Source organism: Flavobacterium sp. T50_26, from assembly GCF_057652995.1.
Genome location: NZ_JBYFCC010000001.1, coordinates 97,157 through 109,736, shown reverse-complemented (window position 1 = coordinate 109,736; position 12,580 = coordinate 97,157). Strand labels below are relative to the sequence as shown.

The 12,580-nt window shown below is 32.2% G+C and carries 5 protein-coding genes; all 5 read right to left on the bottom strand.

Annotation, left to right across the window (positions count from 1 at the left end; all coding sequences use genetic code 11):
* Position 1: 1 nt before the first annotated feature.
* Positions 2-2,821: a helicase-related protein gene (locus AC23MC_RS00480; protein WP_487566509.1), complete on the bottom strand. Its 2,820-nt coding sequence runs from the start codon at positions 2,819-2,821 to the stop codon at positions 2-4.
* A complete protein-coding gene (locus tag AC23MC_RS00475) occupies positions 2,814-8,027 on the bottom strand; it encodes a DEAD/DEAH box helicase (RefSeq protein ID WP_487566510.1) in 5,214 nt (1,737 codons plus the stop codon). Before AC23MC_RS00475 ends, AC23MC_RS00480 begins: the two co-directional genes overlap by 8 nt.
* Before the next feature lie 1,844 nt (positions 8,028-9,871).
* Positions 9,872-11,131: a hypothetical protein gene (locus AC23MC_RS00470; RefSeq protein WP_487566511.1), complete on the bottom strand. Its 1,260-nt coding sequence runs from the start codon at positions 11,129-11,131 to the stop codon at positions 9,872-9,874.
* A 17-nt stretch (positions 11,132-11,148) separates the two neighbouring features.
* Positions 11,149-11,523 carry a hypothetical protein gene (locus AC23MC_RS00465; protein WP_487566512.1) on the bottom strand — a complete coding sequence of 125 codons (375 nt, stop codon included), beginning with the start codon at positions 11,521-11,523 and terminating at the stop codon, positions 11,149-11,151.
* Between the two features lie 78 nt (positions 11,524-11,601).
* Entirely contained in the window at positions 11,602-12,039 is a 438-nt protein-coding gene (locus AC23MC_RS00460; protein WP_487566513.1) for a hypothetical protein, read from the bottom strand.
* Positions 12,040-12,580: the final 541 nt, after the last annotated feature.

Here is a 12,580-nt window from a genome sequence, read left to right as displayed (position 1 = left end):
CTTACAATGTTTTAGGTTTTGGCATTAGTACATATATACCCATCACATCGGGCGGTAATACAGGATGTACCGCTTCAAATTTTCTTCCGCCTACCAGTTCTTTAAATCTGCTGTGTGATTCTACCAGGTGCATGGCTCTTTTTTGAGATAAGGTTTGTACTTCATCTTTTAACGAACTATAAGTATCTGCAACCTGATCAAACAATTGCTCTTGTCTTTCGTGTGGGATATTCACCGCACTTTGAGCTTCTAAAAGCAAGTTTTTACAAGAGGAATAGTCTAATATTTCTTTATTGTCAAGAGAACCTGAATAACCCCATAGATACATTTCTTCGGCGATTAATTCTCTGTTTCTACCAATTTCTTTAATCACATTACGCACTCTAAATTGCACAATAGTCGTTCTTTTTTGTACCGATTCCGATTGGATTACGGCTGCTCTGGCAATGTGACCAATTCCGTCTTTTGGCTCAAATGCCAATGCCATAATGAGTTGTGCTAATTGTTCCACGAACTTATGATTACGACCTATATAGATGCGACCTCTGGGTGTAGGCGATTCAAAACTTAAAGGGATATTGGCTACTTGCGGTAGAATTCTTTTTAAATGTTCAGGTAAATTAAAAGGGTCAAGATTGTATCCTAGTTTATCTTTGTTAACAATGGCACCCAAAGTTCTACACGACTGCACTACAAATTGTTCTACGGTGGTAACATCTCCAATTACTTCATCTACTTCTTGTAGTTCCGCTTCAATAGTTTTTGGGTCAATACTTTCGTGAGCAAAAATACTTCGCAATTTTTCTGCTTTTTCTTTGGCTTGTTCCAGTTGGTTGGTAATGATTTTATCTAAGTTGGTTACTTCATCTCCGAAATCCATCAGCATTTGGTTGGCAGAATAATTCGCTTTTGAAGGGTCAAGTAATACTTCTTTCAATACGGTGTCCATGATTGATTTATTATCGTCACCGATTACAATTGAAACACCAGTTGCTTTTTGAATGTCACGAACTTTTTTAATTAATACTTTCAATACTACCGTATCAATAGGATTATCTTCTCCCCAAAGTAAATATGCATAAACTATTTCTGCTCGTTGTCCATATCTATCCACACGACCTTCCCTTTGTTCTAATCTGTTGGGATTCCAAGGTAAATCGTAATGTAATACCGCTGTAAAATGCTCTTGAAGGTTTATCCCTTCCGATAAACAGTCGGTAGCAATTAATACTCGTTTTTCACTTTTCCCCATGGCATCGATCATCTCTTTGCGTTGCTCATCCGCAAATTCAGAAGTGATGGTTTGCACATCGATATTTTTGGGTAATGCTATTTTAAGTAATTCGCCTAAATATTTTGCAGTAGCAATGTAACGGCAAAATATTATGGGATTGACATCTGATTTCAACCAATCATTTACTTGTTCCACCGCTAGTTTTGCCTTTTGGTCATTCTTTAAAGTCATGAGCTGTTCTATCTGACTGATTAATCCGTCAATAGTACTCACGTCCTCTGATTGTAATTCCAATTGTTCTATCAAATCGGTCTCTACCGTATCAGAGTCGCTCTCCTCAGAATAAAACACTGGGTTTTCTTCAGGAATGTCTTCCACTAATAATTGCTTTTCTCTTCGAGCTTTTAGCATTTCTAATCCTGCTTGAGGACTAGACATTACCCCACGTAATAAAGCTAATGCAGCCCAATAATGAGAGAGACCTTTTTTGTCATTATCTCCTTTTTGGGTGATCTTTTGTGCGAAGCTCAATATTTCGGAATAAAAATTTTTGTAAGCCGCATTTAGTTTATACCCAATCTCTTTCGTTTCTCTCTCTGGGAAAGGCGTATCTTGAATGCCATGCCATCTTTTTATACTGGCTCTTTTTCTTTGAATAAAGTAATTTGATAATTCTTTACGTTGTTGCGGTGTAATATTTTCAAAATCAAGTTTGTTGAACTTTTTATCCAACAGTCCCAATAAGGAACGAAACTCTTCATCTTTACCACTGTGTGGTGTAGCGGTTAATAAAAGAAGATGTCTTTTTTCGTTTTCAGCAATATCATGTAATAGATTGTAACGCTGTTGTTGTGTTTTTGATTTTGAACCTGCCGGTAATGCACAAGAGTGTGCTTCATCAACAATTATAAATTCTGGACAATCAGTCAAGAATATTCCTTTTTTGGATGCTTGTTTTACGTAATCTATAGAAATGATTTGATAAGGAAAATGGTGGAATACACTTCTATCATCTGGCAATCTTCTTTCTAAACTAGCAATCGTTGATGAACGGATAATCTCACCATCAATATCTAGTTTATCTTTCAATTCTCCTTTCCATTGTTCACAAAGATGTGGTAAACAAATGATGGCAAATCGTTCTATTTCACCACGCTCAATAGCTTCCTTTAAAATCATTAATGCTTCTACGGTCTTACCAATACCCACATCATCAGCTACTAATAATCTTGTAACTTCTTGCTTTAATGACATTACTAATGGCACAATTTGATACGACCTAGGGCGAAATGATAATTTACCCATACAACGAAACGGTCCTGCTGCATTTCTGAAGGACAACCTAGAAGCATGAAATAACAATTTGGCTGATTCGAAATCGCCTATATCTTTATTTAAAGGGTATTTTATTTCGGTATTGGTTATTTTTTGACCTTCAATTTTTAATGGTAAATATACTCCTGTAATTTCATGGTCAGAGCCACCAAGCGGTTTTATGTTTAAAACTTCTTGATCATCAGATGGCATCACAATCCAATCACGACCTCTATAATTTACCAGTGTACCTGGTTTATGCTCTTTATTCATTCTCTATTACTTTTCTAAAAATATCTTTTCTTGTGGCAATTGCTTCTTCTAAACTTTGGTCGTATCTCCAAACAATTACATCATAACCTGCATCGGCTAATAGCGTTCTTTGTTTTAAATCTTTTTCTTTTACTTCTTCTTTATCGTGAACAGAACCATCAATGAAAATGAAAGTTTGGGTGCCCAAATCTTCATTGTCGTATACAAAATCTGCTGATATGTAATATTCTTTTAAATTGTATTGTGCTCTATCGGGTAGCGATAAACCTTTATTGTATAAAAATTGAATGAACTTTAATTCAGTTACAGAATTTTTATCATATGCAGCTTTAAGAAACTCAAACTGTTTGTGGTAATTTTGTTGTTCATTTTTACCTACTTCAATGGTTGCATCCATTAATAACTCTAATGGTTTTTTGATTAAAGTTCTATCAATTACTTCATGATGTCGTTGATTGTAATAGGATAATAAATCATCATAAGAGGCACGCAAAGCATCCGGTTTTAAATCTTCTCTTGTTTCAGGCTTATAATAGCAAATTTTATAGGCTTCTTCAAATACCGTTTTTAATTTAACTGGATTTTTAGTTAGTTCTGAAAGGACACCCAAACTGCTTTCGGCAGCTTCAAACAACAATATATTGGCATGTTCACCTGAACCCATATTCCAAGCACCTAACTCACTTTCTTCGATTTGAAATACTTTTTCTATGGCTCTTTTAATAGCATAAGTTAACGTAATAACTCCATTTTCATCCAAAGCTAATGTCTTCACTGGTTGGATATAGAGAACGTCTGCAATATCTGTTGCAAAGACATGTACTTTTTTAATTGGGTCTTTTTCGGGCTCTTTTTCTTCTTCATTTGGATTTTTCCAAAACCCTGTATTTAGTCCAATATTATAACCGTTTTCATCGCCAGGTTTTGAGCGTCTCCATTTGCGATTCAACTGTAATAATCTTGCTGAAGGACCATATCGCAATTCTAATAATAATTCACCATTGTATGAAAGCATACACTTTTGTGTATTTCTAATTCCTCCAGAAAAAGAAAAATATTGTTCAATATCATATCCTGAAGATGCTCTTTCTTCTTCTTGAGATGAAATACGTTCCATTAATTTAGTTTGGCTTTCAGAGAGTTCTAAAATGTTGGTTTTAGTTTCAACTCTGTCGTCACTATTTAATTCAAGATTTGTTATTGGGTCGTTATTCACACTTAAACCTTCTTGGTCTAGGAATACATATCCTGTAGTTTTACTAATTTTTAATCTATGTAACAATTGTTCAGAATCAGTAAGCATCATTCTATTTACTCTGTATTTATTACCCATGTGATAAATCAGATTGTTTGGACCAAATTCTTTCAATGCAATAAAACGAGGCCTAGAAATAAACTCTCCTTTGTCTCGATTACCGATAAATGTTCGAACCGGTAATCTTGTAAAGTTATACCCAGGCAAGAAACCTTCAGCAGCTAAATATCTAAAAATGTAAAATTCTGATTGTGAACTATTATTCAATGTATCGTTTAATAATAATTCGCGTTGTCTTTGTGCAAGAAAGTGATCTCTATTGGCATTCTTTTTTTCTTGAGCTCCCGATTTAATCGTTGGATCATCCATAACTAATCTTGCTTTTTCGATTAATCGATTGGCATTTCTATATAACTCTCTCCAACGTTTGAAACTATTATCAAGTAATTCAAAATACTTAGTGGCTTGTAATTCTAATTTTTTTTCAGAATACCATGTGCTTTGTTCTAGTTCTGGTAATATATTGACTAATGTTTTTTTGAATTGAGCAATCCAATGATGTTTCTTTTCTTGGATTTGCTCAAGAATATAATTCTTAATATCTTCTTTTATAGGAAGTACATGTGTTTGTTCTAAATCTAAAATTTCAGCCACTGAAGTTTTTACTTGATTTAAACCTAACTCCATGAAAATGTAGGCGTTTAGATGCGACTCAATTAATTCTTGATTCGATAAATCTAATTTCGGTGCAGCAACAACTCCAGCTACCATTTCCGTAGCATTTTGGAAATAATTTCTATCATGTGGAGAACTGTTAGAACAATAAGTCATCACTAATGCTGTTTGACCACTTCTTCCTGCACGTCCACTTCTTTGAGCATAATTTGCTGGACCCGGTGGAACATTTCTCATGTGAACTACATTCATACTACTAATATCTATACCTAATTCCATTGTAGGAGAACAAAATAAAGCAGATATTTTACCAGCCCTAAAATCGATTTCTCGCTGTTGTCTTTCTGCTGATTGTAGTTGTCCGGTATGCTCAGCACCATAGATGCTTTTGTTTAGATTAGAATAGTTTACCTTGTAATAATTTTGGAAATACGTGTTAGGTGCAATTTCTAAATCTTCGATTGCATTGATACGCACTTTATCCATATCAACTGTTTTTTCATCTCCAATTTTCCAAATCACTTGATCTAAACGAAGGCGATATCCATTTACACTTCCTTTTGATCCTTTTACTTCAACAGAATGAAGAATTTGTGCAGACTGCATTATTTCATAAATCTTCACTAGATAATCCGATAGTTCTTCTCCTCGAAAAGGCAGTTCGCCAATATGCTTGATAAATAATCTTTTAAAATATTTTCCTAAAGCACTTAAATGGCCACAACCAGCAACTTCTAATCCGTAAGGTGTTTTTCCAACGCCTCTTGGAATTAATGTAACTGGTGCTTCAATTTTTTCATTTTCATCCAAACACCAGTTGCTTTCCGTTTTTAATTTGTCCTTAATTTCATTGGCTAATTCTGCTCTTTTGCTTTCTTCCAATTTACGATGGTCTAAAGCATAAGAAGTTCTAAAATAAGTAGTTATTTGGTCCAAAATTTCTAACCTAACTTCTGCAGAAACAGAATTCATTAAAATAATATCTTTCCATTCTTCATCGTCTTTTGCAAGTTGGTTGATTGTTTTGTAATCAATTTTTAATAAAGCACATTGCTCTAAGTTTGGCGTGTTATATCTCCAACCTCTCCTTAAGTCATAAATTATTCTAGTAAATAGATACTCCTCGAGCATTTCTTTGTTTTTTTCATCAGGATACTTAGGATTTTCAGATGGTCTTCTAGCGTATTCTGACTCTTTTAAATTTAGAGTGATTGCTGCTCTATTAGCAATGTTACTCGCATTCAGTCCTTCTGGACTTTCTTTCAAAGCATAAAAAATAGCAGACCTTAATTGAATAGTTGATATAAAATCATTAAAATGACCAGATTGTAAAGAAGCATCTTGTCTGTTATCTGTAAAGCTAAGTAACTTTTGTAAACTTGCATCAAGTCCTTGTTCATTCAAGGCTTTAATTGTACTTAATGCTGTAATAGTTGTTGCCGTACTCCGGCCTTCATTACCTAAACGCATCAGTTTAGTGAACTCGTGGATTTTGGAATCAAATATTACACCTGATGTTGGGTCTAATAATAGATTGCAAGTTATAAACCATGCCGGATATTTAGTTTTATCTTCATTTTCAGAAAAATTACCTTGTTTATCAATCCAAATACGTTGGGGTATTTTTGTTTCGTAAAAATTATCTAGTTTCGTGTTATCAGATTTAGTCTTCCAAGTTTCAGGTAACTCTAAAATCTTTTCATCACTCCAAATTGTAGTTCCGTTGTCAAATAAGATGTATCCATCTTCGAAATCCAACCATCCCAATTCTCTTTTTTTTGTACCGAGTTCTTTGTTTCCTTTTAGAGATTGCTTAGATATTTTTTGAGGCAAATCATTAGGTGTTCTTGGAAATAATTTTCCTAAATCATAATCTTTTTTTACACAAATAAATTCATGACCAGAATATCTGCTAAATAATACAGGATAAACATGTAATTCCTCGTTGGTGTTTTTATCCCGAAGGTAAAGTGTATTATCAAGAGTAATTTCTCTTTTTTCTGGGATATCTAAAGTTACCGATACATTACCAGTTTGAGCAATAAATTGATGAAATTTAAATGGCAAATAACTTTTTCTGTTTTCCATTTTGGAAGCAGTTTCATTCAAGGCTTCTGTCCAAATTAAAAACTGTATCAATTTATCTTTGCAATATTGAATAGGTTCATTAGTATCATCAGCCAATTTTTTTGCAATTTCTTCAAGTTTAAGAGGAGTAGCTCTTTGCACAGCATTGTCTTCTAATTTTTTTAATGCAATGTTGTTCTCTAACCATATTGCAATCGGATTCGAAATAAATTTATCAGCTTCATCTGAACTATTAATTTCCTTTTTTAAAGTATTTTTTAATTCAACTAAGTCAACTTTATCAGTTATTGTTGTGTTTTCTAAATATTCCCCAATAATTTGAGAAGTTTCAAAATCTTTATCGAAAATTTGTTTACCAACATTTGCTACTGATTTCTTTTGATCCAATATATTTCCTCCACTAGACATTGTTGCTGATGTTCCAATACAAATGACATTATTTTGACACGATGCATGAATTCTTCTATTCAATAAAGAAACATCTGCACCTTGTCTTCCACGATACGTGTGTAATTCATCAAATACTAAATATTTTAAATTTTTAAAAATAGATTCACGCATAGTTCTCTCAGATGCTCTAGTCATCATAAGTTCTAACATCATGTAATTAGTTAATAATATATCTGGAGGATTATCTCGTACTTCTATTCTGTCTTTAGAAGCCTCTTGACCTGTATACTTTGCAAAAGTTAAAGGAAATTTTTTGCCACTATTCTTTAGATAATTTGCTGCATATTTTTCAATTTCATTTTCTTGTGAATTAATCAATGCATTCATTGGATAAACCAAAATAGCTTTTATACCAGGAGCATATTCATGCTTAAGTAAATCACTAAAAATTGTAGCTAGAAAAGTCAGCGATTTTCCTGAACCAGTTCCTGAAGTAACAATAAAACTTTTTCCTTCAACACCTTTTTGTATTGCTTCAACTTGATGTTTGTACAAATCAAAACCTTTAAAAACGTCATTTAGTCTTGTATCAATTATGCCATCTTTTGTTAATTGGTCTATACTTGTTCCTTTTTCAAAAGTTGGATTAAATTGGATAAGAGGTTCAGGCCATAGTTTACCCGCTTCAAGTTCTTTATCAACTTCTATTTTTATTCTTTCATCTTTTATAAAAAGAAAGCTATTAATATATGATTTATAATCACTTATGATTTGATTGTGTACTTTGAAGATGTTCATTAATGATTTAATTTTTATTTAAAGAATATGAAATAATTAATTCTTACAATTTTTAGAATGTCAACTTGTAAATCTAAAAAATTTTAACAATATAACCTATCCAAAATTTGAATGTGTTGAAAACTACATTTCAATAAAATATTACAAATATTGCTTCTAAATTATTGTTCTCAAAGTTAATTAGATATATTACATCTTCTTTACGGATTTCCGCATTCTCTAAAAAATTCAAAGGAGTACACCCACCTCCCGGCAGGTTTTTGTTTTTGGAATCGCTAAGATAGAAAAAAGAGAATAGAAAAAATAAAAAAGAGAATAATTTCAAGCTTGGCGAAGAAGCTTATTTCGAAGCACTAAACTGTCTGCCAGCACTGAATTTGAAACGAAATACAAAGCTTCATTTAAGACCAAAACTCACCATTTTTGAAAATTGCTGTTACCTGCTGTTTTTTCTTCTGTCATTATAAATTATATCTAATTACTTGTGCGGCACCTCGCTTTTTAGTGTGTGCAACAGATTTATTTATATACAAGTTTCTAATTTCTTTTGGTGCTACAACTCCATTAAAACCGTAGCCTGTAACTTCTATTTGAATTTTAATATTCTTTTCTTTGTCTATTGTTTTATTTTTTCCTCGTTGTTTGGGATACCAATTTTCAACTTCAAAAACTTCAACGATTAAACCTCTATATTCACTTAAAACGTATTTAATTTGAGGTAATATAAGTCAGAAATTCAATTTCGGATTTAGTCAATTCTCTTTTATCTGGAATACTGTAATTCATTGTATTGTCAACTTATATTTTACTAAAATACTAAAATTTGATTTACCACTTTAATTATTTTTATTGTTTACGGGTTTTGAAAAAGCCGTATTTATTTGATTGTACTGCAATTTTTCGGTTTTAGTATAAAAATGTACCGAATTATAGCCGATTTACGGCTTTTCGACGGCTTTTTGACGGCTCCGTAACGGCTTCACTACGGCTCCGTAATGGCTTTTTAACGGCTTTTCGACGGCTCAATAACGGTAATTCTACGGCTTTTCTACGGCTATTTTCGGTAACCATTTTACCAAAATAAACTTGACATAACCTTTCATAACCTAACACAACTATACAAAACCGTGCATTACTTTACACAACCTTACCCATCCTTACATAACTGTACTTTACAAATTTTGAAAAGTATAATCTTTGACTAGTAATTAATTGCATAATCCGTTTAAAGGACATTTATATTCTAAATGTATGGATGAGTAATTTGAAATAGTGAAAATGATTGCCGAAAACATTTTAGTCATAGCCTTACAGCTCTCAATAGAAGAGCAGATTCGCTTGTATAAAATGATCGGGGAGAAGGTGAAACCGAAAAAATGTTAACACTTGTCAAAATTACCGAATGACAATACGATTCTATACAACATTATTCGACAGAGTTCGACATAACACGACAGAGTCCAACAGAGTTCGACATAATACGACATAGTCCAACATTATCAATAATTGCCTGTTTTGAAAAATGTAACCTTTGAACTATGAAAAATTTATATCCAATTTTCATTGCTGACAAGTTAGTATAGATTAATAGAACATCATTTGTAATTTAATCATGATAGCCGAAAACATTTTAGTCATAGCCGAACAGCTCTCCTTGGAAGAGCAGATTCGCTTGTATAAGATGATCGGGGAGAAGGTGAAATGTAAGACACGTAAAAATAAAATTAAATCACATCAAACTATTACAGATGAAGAGGCGATTGCATTTATTAAGAAGATGTGTTTTAGTAGGGAAGTGGGGTTGTATTGATTTGAGGTTTTTTTTTATGTGAAACATTTACAATTTAATCCAATTCATATTTTGATAGAAGCTGATTTATTTCACTTATTTTTTTCCATGGAAATTCTTCTTTCCATTTTTTTGGCGATTCTATTAGTTGAAACTTTGTATTCCATTTCCAGTAATAACGAACATTAGGTGAAAATCCTTGAAAGATTTCATCATATTCATCTCTGATAAAAAGTATTTTTTCAATATTTCCATTTGCATTATATTCTACATAGAGGTATTGGGTTAAATCACCGCTAGTTTTTGTACCGGAAACTTTCCAATTAAATGATTTTTCAACTAAAATGCCTTCTTCGTTGTACCGCATTGTGCCGGAACTGTAGCTTTTAAATTTTATCTTTCCATTTTCAAACCACGTATAGCTAGTGTCTTTATGTTGAATGTATTTTGGTCTACCATCCTCAAAATATTCCTCTTTATAAAAATAATCGTGAATAGTTATAGTATCTTGAAATGAAGGGTTAAATTCACTTCGTCGGACTATTGGATACCTTCTCTCTAAATATCTTTCCTGAATTTTTCGATTGTCGTGTTTTTTTATACTTTTTTCAAAAACCGTATCTCCTTTGGAAAAATTGGTGATTTCAGACTCCAGTTCTCCGTCTTCAAACCAAGAAGCTAGTGTGTCGTTTTTGTGTTTGAACTCTAATACTCCCGATTCATAAAATCGTTCATATAGGTAGAATCTCGGTTTAAAATATAATGAACTTTCAGGATATTTTTTTACAGTTTTTAGATTGCCGTTTTCATAAAATGAAAGCCAAATTCCTTCTTCAAAGCCATATTTATTTAGCTTGTTTATTGTTTCTCCTTTATATAATTCACTGCTGGGTTCTACTGTTGGGTAGTGGTCATCTGAAAGTTCTATTTTTTCATTATAAAAATACACTTCAAAATCATCTGTTTTTAATCCAGTAATTTCATAGTTAATAGAGAAACAGCAATTACAAGAACAAATTTCTTCATTAGGTTCTTTATAAGGAAGAAGAAAAAGTTTATTATTTTGAAATGAAATTTCCGGACTATAAGAAATACAACAATTATCTGAAAAATTTACTGTAATGGAGGTAATTCCATTATTCGACTCAAAATGAGTAATTCTATTGACTAATCGATAGGGATCGTAGGTGTTATCACAATCCTCAGTAGTCCATTTGTGTAAAACCACTTTTGAGGCACTTTTTTTCTGCTTTTCTTGAGCAAGACTGCTCAAAAAGGTTATAAAAAAAGCAAGTACAATTAAAATTTTATTCATTTTTAAAATGTTTTAAACTATTCCTCACATAGTAAAGTGTCAAATTCTAAATGAAGCTGAGTTGAACCATTATGGTCAACAGTTATCCATTTAAAATTCTTAAGAACATAAGCGTTCCCTCCATCGATGTTAACCCATTCGTCAATTCCTATTGCACCGTTTTTCAAGTCATCTTTTGTAGTAAGTCCAATCGGAGCAACATAACTTCTATTCTTAACAAGATACTTACATTTATTAGTTTCAAAAACTTGTTCTACTTGTGATTGTGAAACAAATTTTGATTTTGTTAGTGTTGGGAGACTATTGTTTACTTCAATAGGAGACATTGATGTGGCACATGAACTAAGAAACAGTGTCAATCCAATAATAATTAGTTTAGTGAGCTTCTTCATTTTTTGATCTATTTTAATTAATAAAATATAAGTAAGATTTTAAAATTTACCTTGATTCGGTTTTTTAATCACTCTTTTTTAAATCTTTTCACTATTAAAATTCATTTCCCAATCGCCTTTTCCGGGATTGAATAGTATTGGAATTATTCCAAAGATAAATTCAATTCTTCGTTTGAATTTCCAGTTGCCAACGATTGTAGTTTTATTTTCGGAAAATGTGCCAAAATAATATAAGGTTGGATGTTTTTGATTTGTCTTTATTCTTTCTCCTTTCAGATTAATTTGATCATTTATGGGCATTAACTTTTGGAATGAAATTTTATCATTTTCAACTTTACCGATAATTTTTCCGGTTTCTTTCATTCCTCCGGTGGCGGTATCGTCCTTTACAATTCCGTTAAAATTAACGCCATCAAAATGTTCAATAGTAATTTCAAAATAGGTTTTTTCAAAGCCTATTACTTTTTGTAATTGCTTGTTTTCATAGGTGTAATGTCCTTTCCAATGTCCTACCATTTTACTAAAATAAAAAATATATTGATAACGCTTCCGTTTCAAGTCTATTTATTCTTAAAAACACTTTCTTTAAAAATTTAATTCTTTCCGTAAAAATGATTTCATTATAAAATAGATACAGTTTTCTATAAGAAAACCTCTTCCGAATTCCTCGAATTTCCTCGAATTTCCGGGAATCGTTCTGGAAACTGTCCTGAAACATCCGGGAATCATCCCGGGAAAACTGCACGGAAATTACTCTCGGGAACTTTATATGACTTAAAAGGACACTATTGTACAGTATTGTACATTATGCATACAGTATCGTACACTAGCCATACACTATAGTGCACTATCCAACTTCTGAAAATCATAAAAATGTAACCTTTGAAAAAACATTTTTGAAATGGTTGCCGAAAATATTTTAGTCATAGTCGAACAGCTCTCTCTAGAGGAGCAGATTCGCTTGTATAAAATGATCGGGGAGAAGGTGAAATGTAAGACACCTAAAAATAAAATTAAATCTCAGCAAACTATTACAGATGAAGAGGTGATTGCATTT